The sequence below is a fragment of the Erythrobacter sp. genome (genome assembly GCF_036351135.1).
Classification (GTDB): Bacteria; Pseudomonadota; Alphaproteobacteria; order Sphingomonadales; family Sphingomonadaceae; genus Erythrobacter.
Genome location: NZ_JAZBON010000009.1, coordinates 233232 through 247493, shown reverse-complemented (window position 1 = coordinate 247493; position 14262 = coordinate 233232). Strand labels below are relative to the sequence as shown.

The window sequence follows — 14262 nt, the reverse complement described above, 5'->3', positions numbered from 1 at the left end:
TCGAAGGATACCGCATCGCAATGGCCATTATCGAAACCCTCATCGGACCGATCACCTCGCTGCTCGACAAGCTCATCCCCGACAAGGAAGCGCGCGCCCGTGCACAGCTCGAATTGCTGCGGCTCGAGGGGACGCAGGAGATGCAGCTGATCGAAGCGCGGCTTTCCGCGATCGTCGCCGAGGCGGGTTCGGCGGATCCCTGGACGGCCCGCGCGCGGCCCAGCTTCCTTTACGTCATGTATATCCTGATCCTGACTGCACTGCCCATGGGCCTCCTTTCCGCCTTCAGCCCACAGACCGCGCGCGATATTGCGGGCGGCATGAACGCCTATCTCGGCGGCCTGCCCGAACCGCTCTACGCGCTCTTCGGCACCGGCTATCTCGGCTACACCGCCGCGCGCCAATGGGGTAAGATCAAGGGCGTCGATCGGTAGGCGGCCAGCAGGCGCCGTTAAGACCTTGTAGCAATATGACCGCTAACCATTCTTGAGAGATTGGCATTTACAAACCCCGTCATGTTGCAGGTGATCTACAGCAGTAAGGCGGCGTCGCAGATCGGCCCGGGCGATGTCTTTCGCATCATCCAGCAATCCGCGCGCAACAATGGCAAGGCCGGTCTGACGGGCTTCCTCATCTACCAGAACGGGCGTTTCTTCCAGGTGCTGGAGGGCGAGAAGCCGCCGATCGACGATGTCATGCGCCGGGTCGAGCGCGACCCGCGGCACAGCGCGATCACCATCATCAGCCGGCGCGAGATCGACGAACGCGCCTTTCCCGCCTGGCGGATGAAGCGGCTTTGCACCCAGGAAGTCCCGGGCCCGCTGCGCGAGATCGCCCCGGAACTGGAAATGGCGCCGCCGCCCATTCGCAGCGCGGCGACGCGGTTTCTCGCGGCACTACAGGACTGAATGCGCCTGGACGGGTGAACGCGCGCTTTCGTCGCGGCGTGCGGGCCGCTACCACCCGAGCATGCCCGACGCCAAGCTTCCGACGATCTATGTCCTCAATGGCCCCAATCTCAATCTGCTGGGCCTGCGCGAACCCGAAATCTACGGCGACGTCACGCTCGACGAAATCGCAACCATGCTCGAGGACCGCGCGCGCGATCTGGGGTGCGCGATCGACATGCGCCAGACCAATCACGAAGGAATGCTGGTCGACTGGCTGCACGAGGCGCAGGCACATGGCGCGCGCGCGGTGCTGATAAATGCCGGCGCCTACACCCACACCTCGATCGCGCTGCTCGACGCCGCCCGCGCCATCCAGACGCCCGTGTTCGAGGTGCACCTTTCCGATCCCAAGACGCGCGAACCCTTCCGCCACCTCTCCTATATCGGCATGGCCGCCGCCGCGTGCTTTCAGGGGCACGGGGCGAAGTCCTACCTTCTCGCGCTTGACGCGGCGATGCACGGGGATTTTTAAGTCGGTTTTAAGACGCTTGCCACTTGCCAGCCGCAATTGGCGTCAATAGTCAGCGTGGCGGACATATCCAGGGGCCATTCCAGGGGATTGCATGGCTGACGAAAAACCCGGCGCCGCGGCGGATTCCGGTTTGAATATCGACCCTTCCTTCGTGCGCGAATTGGCCGAGCTGCTCGGCGAGACCGGGCTGACCGAGATCGAGGTCGAGGACGGGCACCGCAAGATCCGCGTCGCGCGCACCGCGTCGCAGGATGCCGGCTGGACGGTCATGGCGCCGCAGCACCCTTCGAGCGCACCGGCCCCGCCGCCCGAGCCGTCACCATCGGCGCCTGCCTCAGCACCTTCCGGCCAGGATAGCGGCGCGGCGCCCGAAGACGCGCTCAAGTCGCCGATGGTCGGCACCGTCTATCTCGCGCCCGAGCCGGGTGCTGCGAATTTCGTCAAGGTCGGCGATAGCGTTTCGGAGGGCGACACGCTGCTGATCGTCGAGGCAATGAAGGTGATGAATACGATCGCCGCGGACAAGTCGGGCAAGATCACATCGATCCTCGTCGAGAACGCCCAGCCGGTCGAATACGACCAGCCGCTCCTCGTCATTGCCTGACGAAGGGGTTTCGGCGATGTCCATCACCCGCATCCTGATCGCCAATCGCGGCGAGATTGCCCTGCGCATTCACCGCGCCGCCCATGAAATGGGGATCGAGACGGTCGCGGTGCATTCCACCGCCGATGCCGACGCGATGCATGTGCGGCTCGCCAACCATGCCGTGTGCATCGGTCCGCCCCCTGCCGCCGACAGCTACCTCAACCACGCCGCGATCATCTCCGCTGCCGAAGTCGCCGGCTGCGATGCGATCCATCCGGGCTACGGTTTTCTGAGCGAGAACGCCAAATTCGCCGAGATCGTCGAGGCGCACGACATCGCCTGGATCGGGCCAAAGCCCGAACATATCCGCACGATGGGCGACAAGGTCGAGGCGAAGAAAACCGCGGGCGCGCTGGGCCTGCCGCTCGTCCCCGGCTCCGATGGCGCGGTGAAAACGCCCGAGGAAGCCAAGGCGATCGCAGGCGAAATCGGCTATCCCGTCATCATCAAGGCGGCCAGCGGCGGCGGCGGGCGCGGCATGAAAGTCTGCGAAAGCGAAGACCAACTCGAAAGCCTGATGAAACAGGCCGGCAGCGAGGCGAAGGCCGCGTTCGGCGATGCGACCGTCTATATCGAGAAATATCTCGGCAATCCGCGCCATATTGAATTTCAGGTCTTCGGCGACGGCAAGGGCAAGGCGATCCACCTGGGCGAGCGCGACTGCTCGCTGCAACGCCGCCACCAGAAAGTGCTCGAAGAGGCCCCCTCCCCCGTCATCGACCCCGCCGAACGCGATCGTATGGGAGAGGTCTGCACACAGGCGATGCGCGACATGGCCTACCGCGGCGCGGGCACGATCGAATTCCTGTGGGAAGATGGCGAGTTCTACTTCATCGAGATGAACACGCGGCTCCAGGTCGAACACCCCGTGACCGAGGCGATCACCGGCGTCGACCTGGTGCGCGAACAGATCCGCATCGCGGCGGGCAAGCCGCTCTCGGTCGAGCAGGAAGCAATCGAGTTCAAGGGCCACGCGATCGAGTGCCGGATCAACGCCGAGGATCCCTTCACCTTCGCCCCCTCGCCCGGCAAGGTCACCCACTACCACCCCGCAGGCGGCATGCATGTCCGCGTCGATTCAGGGCTCTACGCCGGATATTCGATCCCGCCCTATTACGATTCCATGATCGCCAAGCTGATCGTCTACGGCCGCAACCGCGACGGCTGCATCATGCGCCTACGCCGCGCGCTCGAGGAAATGGTGGTCGAAGGCGTGAAGACCAACATCCCGCTGCACCAGGAATTGCTCCAGCAGAACGACGTGCTGAGCGGGGACTATTCGATCAAGTGGCTGGAAGAGTGGTTGAAGGAGCGGGAGGGGTAGCGGCTGGTTGTCAAATTATCCGAGAACCCAGCCCATGGGAGGCGCGTATGAGCTCGCTTACCGATGAGATGCTGAGAGCAGTGATTATTGAGACCGAAACGCTTTCCGCAGGCCTGCTGAATAGTTACCGGCATCCCCCCGGACGCAAGCCAAGCGAGACCCAGATGCGGCTAAGAGACGCCTTAGCGACCTTGGATGACGAGGTGGTAGAAATGCTTATCAGAGACGTGCTCGACGCTGCTGTTTTCCAAATGATTTATCTCATGGGTAATGGCTTTAAGTCTGATCTTGATGTCGAGATCAGTCGCGGAAATGAACGCGAACAGCTTATGAGCGCGCTTTATGAGGACTACCGGGCGTACATCGAACCAGGGGGCGTCCAATATCGAAAAAGCTGATGACGAACGTCCGCTTCAGTCGCGCCTATGCCCCGCGGAATTCGTTCTTTGATCTCCGCGCCTTTGAACCACCCCCGGCCTCGCGCGTTACGCTTTGATGTCAACGCGCCCGCTCAAGCCTCGCCCTTTTACCAAATCCGACGATCTCTTCTCGCCTCGTGTGGCTGTGGGGCATATCCGCCTCGCCTTCGATGGCGCGCCGGACGACAATGAGGATCACCCTTTGTGGGACATCTCGGCCTGTGGGCGCGCGGGACACACACTCTTCGTTGCGGGCGATGAGGCGCACGCGGTCGAGCGGCTGGTGCCCTCGCGGCATGGCTGGCTCGCCGAGCATCGCACCTTTCCGATCCACGAATTCGTCGAACTCGAGGAGCCCGAAGAGGAGATCGATATCGAGGGGATCGCGGTGCATGACGACTGGCTCTGGGTCACCGGCAGCCATTCGCACACCCGCCACGATCCGCGCGACGATGGACACGAGCCCGATCATATCGAGCTTTCCAAACTCGCCGATCTGAAGGAGAACAAGGGGCGCTGCGTACTCGCGCGCATTCCGCTGCTTTACGACGATGATGGTTATGCCATACCGGTCAAAAAGGCGGGCAAGCGCCGCGCCGGGATCGTGCGCCAGCGCGAGGATCACGGCAACAAGCTCAAGAAATTCCTTAGGAAAAACCCGCTGCTTGGCCCCTCTTGCGCGCTCGCGGCGAAGGAAGGCGGGCTCGATATCGAAGGCATTGCGGTCAAGGATAAGCGCGTCGCGCTCGGCCTTCGCGGGCCGGTGATCCAGACCTATGCGGTGCTCATCGAGCCTCAGATCAAGCCGGTCAAGAAGGGCAAGCAGAAGGGCAAGCTGCACCTGCCCGACAAACCGATGATCCGGCTGTGCGACCTCGGCGGCCTCGGCATTCGCGATCTGCTCGCCTGCGAGGAGAATGACGATCTGCTGATCCTGGCCGGGCCGACGCAGGATCTCGACGGCCGCTGCGCGATCTATCGCTGGAAGGATTGGGCCAACGAACCGCCTGAAAACGAGGAAGAGGTGCGCCTGCACCGGCCCGAGCGGCTGTTCGACCTGCCCGTAAAGCTCGAAGCCGATCACCCGGAGGGCATTGAATACTGGACCGGCGAGGACGGCCAACGGCGCCTGCTGGTCCTCTATGACAGCCCCAACGAAGACCGGCTGGACGCGGAAAAGGCGACGATCCTTGCCGACCTGTTCGAACTGGAAGAATGAGAAGGCCCGCCTTTACGGGACATATCGGGGCGCCTACGCGTATAGATAGCCACTTGGTGCGGCCCGGGGGATCGAGGGCCGTATCTGCGCTTTAGCTGGACGGGGCTGCCCCGCAATGACGTTGGACCCATCGTGAAACATGAAGAGATTGCCGTGCCGAGCGCCAACGTCGCGGAGCGCGCGCCCTTCACCCGGCCTCGCGGTGATCGCAAGACGCAGATCGTCGTTGTGGGCGGAGGCGCCGGCGGGCTCGAACTGGTGCGGCGACTGGGCGCGAAATACGGGCGCAAGCGGCACGACATCATCCTCGTTGATCAGAACCTGTCGCATATCTGGAAGCCGCTGCTGCACGAGGTCGCTGCCGGCTCGCTCGACGCCAATCTCGACGAGGTCGGCTATCGCGGGCATTGCGCGCGCTGGGGCTACCGCTTCTTCCAGGGCCGGCTCGAGGCGATCGACCGCGAGGCGAAGACGATCCGCCTCGCCCCGGTGCTGGGCGATGACGGGCGCGAAGTGATCGGCGAACACACGATCCGCTACGACATGCTGGTGCTGGCAATCGGCTCGGTCTCCAACGATTTCGGCGTACCCGGGGTGAAGGAGCACTGCCTCTATCTCGACAGCCGCCATCAGGCCGACCGCTTCCGCACCATCCTCTTGAACCATTGCCTGCGCGTCAGCCGCGCGATGATCGCCGACCCCGATGCCGATGCGCGGGTCCGGGTCGCCATCGTCGGCGCAGGCGCGACCGGGGTGGAACTCGCCGCCGAGCTCTACAACGCCGCCGGGGCCCTGCGCCATTACGGGCTCGAAGTTTTCGACGAGAGCCGCCTGCAGGTGACGATCCTTGAGGCGGGCGAGCGGATCCTCCCCGCTTTGCCCAAACGTCTTTCCGCCTCCGCGCGCCGCGAGTTGACCGCGCTTGGCGTCGAAGTGCGCGAAGACGTGCAGGTGATCGAAGCCGAACGCGGCGCCCTGATTACAGGCGACGGGCAGCGGGTCGAGGCCGATCTCATGGTCTGGGCCGCCGGGGTCAAGGGGCCGGACTTCCTCTCTCGGCTCGGGCTGGAGACGACACTGCGCAACCAGATCGTGGTTGACGAAACGCTCCGTTCGGTGAGCGATCCGGACATTTTCGCGCTCGGCGATTGCGCCTCCTACACGCCCGAAGATGGCGGCGCGCCGATCCCCCCGCGGGCGCAGGCGGCCCATCAAATGGCCGACATCGTCTTCGCCAATATCGTGCGGCGCCAGCAGGGCAAGCCGCTCAAACGCTTCGAATATCAGGACAATGGTTCGCTGATCTCGCTCAGCCGCTTTTCGACCGTGGGCAGCCTCATGGGCAATCTGGTCGGCGGCGCGATGGCGGTGGAGGGGCGCATCGCCCGCTTCATCTACATCTCGCTTTATCGCATGCACCTAATCGGCATTCACGGCTGGGTGAAGGGGCTGGGCCTGATGGTGATCGGCCGGGTCAATCGCATCGTGCGCCCCCGGCTCAAATTGCATTGAGAAAGCGCATTACCCACTTCCGTCTTGCGCCCGATAATTATTCGAAGGTGAAGCCTGCCCCTTCGGCTTCGGCGATGATCTCGGCGCCGGTCTTCTTCGGGCTGTCCTGCGCGAGGTCGTACCAGTCCTGCTTCTCGTCGATGAATATCTGGTGCTTGATCGGCAGGCCGGCGGGCAGGTCGAACAGTCCGGCCAGATAGGTGCGTCCGCCGGTCGGCTTGAACTCATACCACAGATGGGTTCCGCAGGTCCGGCAAAAGGCGCGCTCGGCCCAGTTGCTTGAGGCGTAGGCGGCGATATGGTCTTCGCCCACGATCTCGGCAGTCTCCGCCTCGATCCCGGCATACATCGACCCGCCCCAGGTCGCGCACATCGAGCAATGGCACACATCTACCTCGCGATGCGCGGCGTGAAGCGCGATCGTCACGGCGCCGCACAGACACGTGCCCTCGAGCGGCTGTGAGATGCGGCCGACTTCGCTCACAGCGGCACGCCCGGCTCGTGCTTGGCCGTGCGGATGGTCAGCGAGGTTTTCACGCTGGCCACATTGGGCGCGGGGGTCAGCTTGCTGGTCAGGAATTCCTGGAAGCTCTGCAGGTCGCGGCTCACGATTTTCAGGATGAAGTCGATCTCGCCGTTGAGCATATGACATTCGCGCACTTCGGGCAGGTCGGCCATGTGCTCCTCGAATTCGCGCAGGTCGCTTTCAGCCTGGCTCTTCAGGCTGACCATGGCGAAGACCGTGATGGCGAAGCCCAGCTTCGAAGGGTCGAGATCGGCGTGATAGCCGCGGATGACCCCTTCTTCTTCCAGCCCGCGAACGCGGCGCAAGCAGGGCGGCGCGGTCAGCCCGACGCGGTGGGCGAGTTCGACATTGGTGACCCGCCCCTCGGCCTGCAATTCGCTCAGGAGGCGGCGGTCGATCTCGTCGAGATTGGCCATGAATGCGTTTCTCCTCTCACCGGGCAGCAGCCGATACAGCGCTGCCATCTCGCATATCCGGGTCCGCTTCGCGGCGATGTCAGCTTATTCACTGATATTTGTTTGCAAGGAAGCGTCCCAATTTGCCTATGTCAGACTAATTTTATTAGGTGTGACAGCAATTGTCCCGCTTTGCAACGCGCTTGGAAGGGGGGCGTGTTGGCCTGCCGCCCTGGTGGTAGGGATTTGGCAACCATTTTTGCATCGGCGGGTTTCACGGGCGCGGCCCCGCCCCTTCAGGGGGCATCCAATGCGAGGAATAAGGGGCCTGGACCCGAATGCGGGGCCATGTCCGCAGGACCATTTTTGAAAGCCACGATGTTCTTTGACGACCGCCTGACAACCGTACTGCGACAGCGCGCCCAGAGCGAGGCGACGCGCCGCACGCAGTTTCGCCAGCTGCTCGATCTGATGGGCGCGCCGGGCGGTGCGCGCGATGCGAGCCTGGTGGCGGCCGCCTGGCTGCGTCTCGACTGGCTTGCCGAACATATCCCCGCCGCCGATCGCGCGCGCATGATCCGCGAGCCGGGCTGGCGGCTGAAGAACCCCGAACTCGTCGCCCATCTCGCCGCGCACGAGGCCGAAGTAGCCGCCGCGGCGCTGTCGCGAGCGCAGCTTGGCAGCGAGGACTGGCGCGCGCTCATCCCGCGCCTGCCGGTGCGCGCGCGCGGCTTCCTGCGCTTGCGGCGCGATCTTCCGGTCGATGTCGAGGCGCTGCTCGAACGTCTGGGCGTACATGATCGCGGCCTGCCCGGCCCCGCACCCGCGGCGTCAGAAGAGGTGCCAGTCGAGGTGGAGGTCGAGCCGAACGAGGACGCGGCAGCCGGCGCGAAGGAAAACGAACCTTTCGACCTCACCGAAGCCTTGCAAGGCGACGTTCCGCCCGCCCGCAACGTGTCCGAAGCCGGTGAGGATCCACAGGCGCGGGGGCGCAGCGAAATCTCCGCTCTGGTCGAACGCATCGCGCAATTCCGCCGCTCGCGCGGCGATGCCGCCGGCCGGGTCGCCACGGGGTCGGAGCGCGAGGACGACAGCGTCATGCCCCGCCTGCCGCTCGGCGACAGGACGGGCGCGGCGGGGCACGAAAGGCGCGCCTTCGGCTTTGCCGCCGATGCCGCGGGCCGTATCGAATGGGCCGAAGCGCCGGTCGCCGCGATGGTCACAGGCGCGCGGCTGGTGCCCCCCGCCCGGCTCGGCGCCGAGGGAGGCGACACCGCCATCGCCCGCGCTTTTCGCCGGCGCCAACCAATCCGGGCGGCGCGCATGACGCTGTCGGGCGCGCCGCGCATTGCCGGCGAATGGGTGCTCGATGCGCAGCCGCGCTTTACCGAGGACGGCCATTTCGCTGGTTATGTCGGTCGCTTCCGCCGCCCTCCCGCGGACGCCGCAGGCCGCCCCGGCCCCGCCCAGCGCGAGGCCGACCGCATTCGCCAGCTGCTTCACGAATTGCGCACGCCGATCACCGCGATCCAGGGCTATTCCGAAGTCATCCAGCAACAGATGTTCGGTTCCGCCCCGCACGAATATCGCGCGCTGGCGGCGGCAATCGCCTCGGACGCCGCGCGCATCCTTTCGGGCTTCGAGGAGCTCGACCGGCTGGCGCGGCTGGAAACCGGTGTGATGGGCATCGGGGCGGGCGAGACCGATCTGGCCGCGCTGACGCGGCGCACTGTCCAGCAATTGGCGCAGGTGCTCGGCCCCCGGTTGGCGGGGATCGAGCTCGATTTGCCGGATGGTGAAGAGGGCGAGGCGGACCCGCACGCGCTCGCCGCAATCGACGACGATGCTGCGCAGGGATTGCTCTGGCGTTTGCTGGCGACGCTTGGCGGGGGGTGCGCTGCGGGCGAAATGCTGGCGGCGCGGATCGAGCGCGAACGCGGCATGCTGGCGCTGATCTGCGAGTTGCCGGCGCAATTGCTGGGCGAGGAGGACGTCTTCGCCGCCGAGGCGAGGCCGGTCGGCACCGCAATCAATCCCGGCCTGTTCGGGGCCGGCTTCGCCCTGCGCCTCGCCCGCGCGGAAGCGCGCGCGGTGGGCGGCGAACTGGTTCGCGTAAAGATGGGCGGAAAGGCGGGCGATGCGATGAAGCTGACCCTTCCGGCAGCGGGTGTGGATGGGTTGCGGAACACCCGCGACTTGAGCGCGCCCTGACGAAGCCGGCCAGCGCGGGCGCCCGGCTCCGGTAAGGCAAATTCAAGCCTTGCGCGCTAAGTCACCGCGCTATGAGCGCGATGGATCACGAGGCTTTGAGGGTGCCGCGAGGCAGCGTTTCCGGCACAGAGGCCACAGGGAGCGCGCTTCCCGGACCGCCCGCGCCCGCCCGCATGGCCCGGTTCGGCGAGAGCTTCAGACAGCGCGTGCTGCTGACGATCGACACCGAAGAGGAGTTCGACTGGAACGCGCCCTTTACGCGCGAGCAACACGGGCTCGAACACGTCGCCGCCATCCCCCGCTTCCAGGCCTTGTGCGAGGAGATCGGCGCCCATCCCGTATATCTCGTCGACTGGCCGATCGCTGGTGATGCGCAGGCCGTCGAGATCATCGGCGACGCGGTGCGCCGCGGCACGGCCGAGATCGGCATGCAGCTTCACCCCTGGGTCAATCCGCCTTTCGAAGAAGCGCTCTGCCCCCGCAATTCCTTCGCTGGCAATCTGCCGCACGCGCTCGAAGCGGAGAAACTGGCGCGGCTGCGAGACCGGATCGAGGCGGCGTTCGGACAGGCGCCGATCATCTACCGCGCCGGTCGCTACGGCGTCGGACCGAACACGGCCGGGCTGCTCAAGGCGAACGACATCCGGATCGACAGCTCGGTGCGTTCGCTGTTCGATTACAGCCACCAGGGCGGCCCCGACTTCTCCCGCCATCCAGCCGCGCCCTACTGGATCGACGAAGAGCGCGCTTTGCTCGAACTGCCGCTCACCAGCGTCTATACCGGGCCGCTGCGCACGCTCGGTCCGCAGCTTCACCGGGCGCAGCGCCATATCCCCCATTTCTTTGCCGCCTTTTCGCATTCGGGCCTGCTCGAAAGGATCGCGCTGACGCCTGAGGGGGTGAACGCCGAGGAAGCCTTGCGCGGCCTCGATGCCGCGCTCGATGCGGGCCTGCCGCTGATCGTGCTGTCGCTGCATTCGCCGTCGCTCGCCCCCGGTCACACGCCCTACGTGAAATCGCCGCAGGACGTCGCCGAGCTGCATGACTGGATGCGCCGGATCTATGCGCGTCTTGCCGCGCGCGGTGTGCGTTCGGCGCGCATGCGCGACGTGCTGCGCGCCGTGGATCTTGGCTGAGCCTTGCCCCCGCCCAATGCCCCCGCCCATCGCCCTTGCCCATGTGCGCTTGTCATGCCCCCCATGGGCGGCTAGAGGCGGCGCCAGTTTGGCGATCGGTTGCGAACAAGGGCCTGTAGCTCAGCGGTTAGAGCTGGCCGCTCATAACGGCTAGGTCGCGGGTTCGAATCCTGCCGGGCCCACCAACCGGGCGGCCAGACCCATTCCCGACGCGCGCTTTTCCCCATTCAGGGATGCACCGCGTGGCGGGTGGATGAAATGAGCGGGGAGTGGCGCAGCCTGGTAGCGCACCTGTTTTGGGTACAGGGGGTCGCTGGTTCGAATCCAGTCTCCCCGACCATTTCGTCCGATTGGCCCGGTCAGTCCGACAGAAAGACTGGCTCCCTTACGATCCGCCCATTGTCGGCAGTCCGACCGGGATCGGCGCCCCGGTTTGGATGGCGCGCGGTTCGTTGGCGAGAATGCCGACCACCTGCGTCCACACCGCGACGTTCTGGCGCAATTGCACGATGTCGATCTTGTCGAGCGTGTCGTCGGGCGTGTGGTGCAGGTCGAAATAGCGGGTCCCGTCCTGCTGCAAGTCAATGATCGCCCCGCCCTGATCGCGTGAAATATTGAGATCCGCCCCGCCGCGCGCGACGATGTCCGAGTTCGCCACCCCGAATCGCGCGACCGACGCGGCGAGCCGGTTATGCAAGTGCTCGTTGGTCTCGCGAAAATTGCTCTCGAAGCGCCAGATCCGGTCCGCTCCGAAATCGCTTTCTAGGCCGACCCCGATCTTTTCGTCGATATGCGCTTCGGAATAGGCGCTGGAGCCCAGTAGGCCGACTTCCTCTGCCCCCGCCATCAATACGCGGATCGTGCGCAGTGGCTTTCCGCTTTCGGCAACATTCAGCGCAGCAGCGGCGACGATGCCGCAACCGGCGCCGTCATCGATCGCGCCCGGCGCGTTCCACCAACTGTCGATATGGCAGGCCAGCAGCACCGGCGGTAGCGCCGGATTACGTCCGGCGATCTCGCCGACGACGTTGCCACTCGTCGTGGTACCGAGATTTTCGGGCGTCAGCGTGAGTTTCATCACGATGGGCCGACCGTCGGCGCGGGCGAACATGCGTTCGAGGTTGGCCGCATCGGGCAGCGTCAATGCGCCCGCAGGCGTGGGCACCGGGCGTCCGACATCCGAACCGCCCTCGGGGGTGCGAAAGGTGGTGCCGCCGGTATGCGGGTTGCGGTGGTAATCGGTGCCGACCGACTTGATGACGGTGGCCAGTGCGCCCTTGTCCTTGGCAAGTTGCGCCCCGATCCAGCGCGCCGGGCCGGCAAAGCCATATTGCGAGCCGTCCTGGGTCGGCGTCATCGCATGGCTGATATAGGCGATCTTGCCTGCAAGGCTGCCCTCGGGCGCAGCCTGCAGCGCGGCGACATTGTCGAACGATACGACTTCGGCAGTGATCCCCTCGAGCCCGGTCGAGGCGCTGCCGCCCAGCGGCTGGACCACCAGCGGCTGCGGAAAGGGGCTGACGATTTCGGCACGGTGAATGTCGCCGGGCACCCAGGTCTCCATCTCGAAAGGCTCGTCCGCGACATTGACAAAGCCGTGCGCGCGCAGCCACGCCATAGCCCAGTCGCGTCCGCGCCGCTCCGCCTCGGTCCCCGCCTGGCGCGGGCCGACCTCGGTGGTGATCCCCTCGACGAAATCCCAGGCCAGCATGTCGTTCGCAAGCGCGCGATCGGCGACGCTTTTCAGCGCGGTTGCCGCGTCGCTGGCGGTCGAGGCCTGAGCCGCCAGAGGTGAGCTCCCGACGGCGCAAGCCGTGACGAGAGCGGTGAGCGTGAGGAAAGACTTCTTCATGTCCCGCGCGCTAACCTTGGGTGTGCCCTCTGTCCACATGGGGTGCGGTGAAGATAGCGCCCGTCAGAGCGACGCCGTGCGCGAAAACGGCACGATCTCACCGACCCCGCGCCGTTCCCGGTCGCGCTCATTGCCGCCCGCGTCATCGCCTCTATCGCTGACGATGCTTCCCGACCCGCCATGCGCCTCGTCCCGCCGCGTCGAGGCAATGGTCACCCGGTTCCGGCCCTCGTTCTTGGAACGGTAGAGCGCTTCGTCCGCCCGCTTGAACAAGGCGGCATAGATTTCGCCCGGCCTCGCCTCGGCTACGCCGAAACTCGCGGATATGCGCGACATGCCGTCCAAGTCGTCCATTTCTTCGTCATTCCGGCGCCGATCCAGCGTGGTCGACCTACCCAGGTCGCCTATCGTCGTGCGAATGCGTTCGGCGAGCCGCGCTGCGGGAGCTGCCTTGCAGTTCCAGACCGCGATGCAAAACTCTTCGCCTCCGATGCGCCCGGCGATATCGGAAAACCGTATCTTCTCGGCGATGTGCTGCGCAAACCCTGCGATCACCCGGTCGCCCATGGCATGGCCCAAAGTGTCGTTGATGGCCTTGAAGTGATCGAGATTTGCAACGATCAGGCTGACCGCGCGCCGCTCCGCCGCGCCGCGCGCGAGCATATCCTGCGCCAGAGGTTCGAAGGCGCCTCGCTGCGGCAGGCCGGAAAGCGAATCGATCTTCGCCGCCTCGCGCTCCTTCGCCAAACGGTCCGTGAGCACGCAGGCAAGCAGGCTTGCCGCCGTTACCAGCGTAAGAAGGGCGGTCACGACCTGGTTGAAGCTAAACAGCGGGGATGCGGTATATTCGGCAAGGCTCATCTGGCTGCGCATCAGCACAGTTACCGACGGGCGGAACATGCCATAGGCGGCAAGCAGGGTTAGAATGGCGAGCAGGCAGCGATCGGCCAATGTGCGATTGCCGCTCTCCCATTTACTGTAGGCGGCGAGCGCGCAGAGCAGCGCGGCATTGAAGTTCTGCGCCATCAGCAGAACGGCGCTGTTCCCGATAACGGTTGCGTGCCAGGCTATCAAGCCGGTGCCCGTGGTGACCGCGACCATCGCAACAAGCGGTATGGACTTGCCGTCACGCCGGGCGACGCCCCAGGCAAGCGCGATCAGGCTGAAACCAGAAAGGACCGTGAAAGCGAGCATTTCCGCCGGCCCGAGCTCGCTTAAAAACCAAGATTGTATCGCGGTCCACAGCGACACGGATGCGAACCACAGGGAAAAGGCAAGCACGTGAAGCTGCGAGCGATCCTTCCACCACAGCCCGACGAACCCCGCCCCAAGAAGCACGGTCATGACCGGAATAATGGAAACGAGGATTTGTTCTTGCATGGGCCCGGCTTTTGCTCGCCAAGAGCCACATATTGCAGCTGCGCGCGAATTGGCTTGGCAGGAGCGATTAGGTATAGGCACGTGGCGGCGGCCGCGGGCCCGGCATCGGCTCACCGCTTGCCCCCATGGCCAAGCGTGACTATCTGCCGCCCGGATATTCGCCCCAAACACCGCCCGACGCTTCGCCCGCACGATCCGGCGCCGCGGGCCAAACCCAAGG

At 65.2% G+C, this 14262-nt stretch carries 14 protein-coding genes and 2 tRNA genes; 12 read left to right on the top strand and 4 right to left on the bottom strand.

Going from position 1 to position 14262, the window contains the following annotated elements:
• The first annotated feature begins 20 nt into the window (after positions 1 to 20).
• The 8 genes from V2I30_RS02360 to V2I30_RS02325 all read left to right on the top strand — a co-directional run bounded on the left by V2I30_RS02360 (position 21) and on the right by V2I30_RS02325 (position 6542).
• Entirely contained in the window at positions 21 to 434 is a 414-nt protein-coding gene (locus V2I30_RS02360) for a holin family protein (protein ID WP_330660456.1), read from the top strand.
• Positions 435 to 494: 60 nt separating this feature from the next.
• Positions 495 to 908, top strand: coding sequence for a BLUF domain-containing protein (locus tag V2I30_RS02355; RefSeq protein ID WP_330660455.1), 414 nt, complete (start codon positions 495 to 497; stop codon positions 906 to 908).
• Positions 909 to 969: 61 nt separating this feature from the next.
• Positions 970 to 1422, top strand: a complete 453-nt coding sequence (locus V2I30_RS02350; RefSeq protein ID WP_330660454.1) for a type II 3-dehydroquinate dehydratase — start codon at positions 970 to 972, stop codon at positions 1420 to 1422.
• A gap of 91 nt (positions 1423 to 1513) precedes the next feature.
• On the top strand, positions 1514 to 2026 hold the full coding sequence (gene accB, locus V2I30_RS02345; protein ID WP_330660453.1) for an acetyl-CoA carboxylase biotin carboxyl carrier protein: 513 nt from the start codon (positions 1514 to 1516) through the stop codon (positions 2024 to 2026).
• Positions 2027 to 2042: 16 nt separating this feature from the next.
• The gene (gene accC, locus V2I30_RS02340; protein WP_330660452.1) at positions 2043 to 3392 is read left to right on the top strand and encodes an acetyl-CoA carboxylase biotin carboxylase subunit; all 1350 of its coding nucleotides are present in this window, start codon (positions 2043 to 2045) and stop codon (positions 3390 to 3392) included.
• A gap of 47 nt (positions 3393 to 3439) precedes the next feature.
• The gene (locus V2I30_RS02335) at positions 3440 to 3790 is read left to right on the top strand and encodes a hypothetical protein (RefSeq protein ID WP_330660451.1); all 351 of its coding nucleotides are present in this window, start codon (positions 3440 to 3442) and stop codon (positions 3788 to 3790) included.
• Between the two features lie 160 nt (positions 3791 to 3950).
• Positions 3951 to 5030 carry a DUF3616 domain-containing protein gene (locus V2I30_RS02330; RefSeq protein ID WP_330660450.1) on the top strand — a complete coding sequence of 360 codons (1080 nt, stop codon included), beginning with the start codon at positions 3951 to 3953 and terminating at the stop codon, positions 5028 to 5030.
• 153 nt (positions 5031 to 5183) lie between these two features.
• Positions 5184 to 6542 (top strand): NAD(P)/FAD-dependent oxidoreductase, encoded by a 1359-nt coding sequence (locus V2I30_RS02325; RefSeq protein ID WP_442896891.1) that lies wholly within the window; start codon positions 5184 to 5186, stop codon positions 6540 to 6542.
• Positions 6543 to 6579: 37 nt separating this feature from the next.
• On the opposite strand, the gene V2I30_RS02320 is transcribed toward V2I30_RS02325, so the two are convergent.
• On the bottom strand, positions 6580 to 7026 hold the full coding sequence (locus V2I30_RS02320; protein ID WP_330660449.1) for a GFA family protein: 447 nt from the start codon (positions 7024 to 7026) through the stop codon (positions 6580 to 6582).
• Complete coding sequence (locus tag V2I30_RS02315) at positions 7023 to 7484, bottom strand: Lrp/AsnC family transcriptional regulator (RefSeq protein ID WP_330660448.1); 462 nt, start codon at positions 7482 to 7484, stop codon at positions 7023 to 7025. Before V2I30_RS02315 ends, V2I30_RS02320 begins: the two co-directional genes overlap by 4 nt.
• Before the next feature lie 357 nt (positions 7485 to 7841).
• Here V2I30_RS02315 and V2I30_RS02310 point away from each other — a divergent pair, with 357 nt between their 5' ends.
• From V2I30_RS02310 to V2I30_RS02295, 4 genes are all read left to right on the top strand, one after another.
• The gene (locus V2I30_RS02310) at positions 7842 to 9674 is read left to right on the top strand and encodes a histidine kinase dimerization/phospho-acceptor domain-containing protein (protein ID WP_330660447.1); all 1833 of its coding nucleotides are present in this window, start codon (positions 7842 to 7844) and stop codon (positions 9672 to 9674) included.
• A 173-nt stretch (positions 9675 to 9847) separates the two neighbouring features.
• Complete coding sequence (locus tag V2I30_RS02305) at positions 9848 to 10810, top strand: polysaccharide deacetylase family protein (protein ID WP_330660446.1); 963 nt, start codon at positions 9848 to 9850, stop codon at positions 10808 to 10810.
• Between the two features lie 109 nt (positions 10811 to 10919).
• Positions 10920 to 10995, top strand: a tRNA-Ile gene (locus V2I30_RS02300).
• A gap of 78 nt (positions 10996 to 11073) precedes the next feature.
• Positions 11074 to 11150 (top strand) — tRNA-Pro (locus V2I30_RS02295).
• A gap of 45 nt (positions 11151 to 11195) precedes the next feature.
• Here V2I30_RS02295 and V2I30_RS02290 read toward each other — a convergent pair.
• Complete coding sequence (locus V2I30_RS02290) at positions 11196 to 12662, bottom strand: M28 family peptidase (RefSeq protein WP_330660445.1); 1467 nt, start codon at positions 12660 to 12662, stop codon at positions 11196 to 11198.
• A 63-nt stretch (positions 12663 to 12725) separates the two neighbouring features.
• Positions 12726 to 14042 (bottom strand): GGDEF domain-containing protein, encoded by a 1317-nt coding sequence (locus V2I30_RS02285; RefSeq protein ID WP_330660444.1) that lies wholly within the window; start codon positions 14040 to 14042, stop codon positions 12726 to 12728.
• Positions 14043 to 14262 lie beyond the last annotated feature (220 nt).

Coding starts and splice junctions, on each gene's coding strand:
- V2I30_RS02290 (WP_330660445.1), bottom strand. CDS start 12,662: ATGAAGAAGTCTTTCCTCACGCTCACCGCTCTCGTCACGGCTTGCGCC.
- V2I30_RS02310 (WP_330660447.1), top strand. CDS start 7,842: ATGTTCTTTGACGACCGCCTGACAACCGTACTGCGACAGCGCGCCCAG.
- V2I30_RS02305 (WP_330660446.1), top strand. CDS start 9,848: ATGGCCCGGTTCGGCGAGAGCTTCAGACAGCGCGTGCTGCTGACGATC.
- accC (WP_330660452.1), top strand. CDS start 2,043: ATGTCCATCACCCGCATCCTGATCGCCAATCGCGGCGAGATTGCCCTG.
- V2I30_RS02335 (WP_330660451.1), top strand. CDS start 3,440: ATGAGCTCGCTTACCGATGAGATGCTGAGAGCAGTGATTATTGAGACC.
- accB (WP_330660453.1), top strand. CDS start 1,514: ATGGCTGACGAAAAACCCGGCGCCGCGGCGGATTCCGGTTTGAATATC.
- V2I30_RS02315 (WP_330660448.1), bottom strand. CDS start 7,484: ATGGCCAATCTCGACGAGATCGACCGCCGCCTCCTGAGCGAATTGCAG.
- V2I30_RS02285 (WP_330660444.1), bottom strand. CDS start 14,042: ATGCAAGAACAAATCCTCGTTTCCATTATTCCGGTCATGACCGTGCTT.
- V2I30_RS02350 (WP_330660454.1), top strand. CDS start 970: ATGCCCGACGCCAAGCTTCCGACGATCTATGTCCTCAATGGCCCCAAT.
- V2I30_RS02360 (WP_330660456.1), top strand. CDS start 21: ATGGCCATTATCGAAACCCTCATCGGACCGATCACCTCGCTGCTCGAC.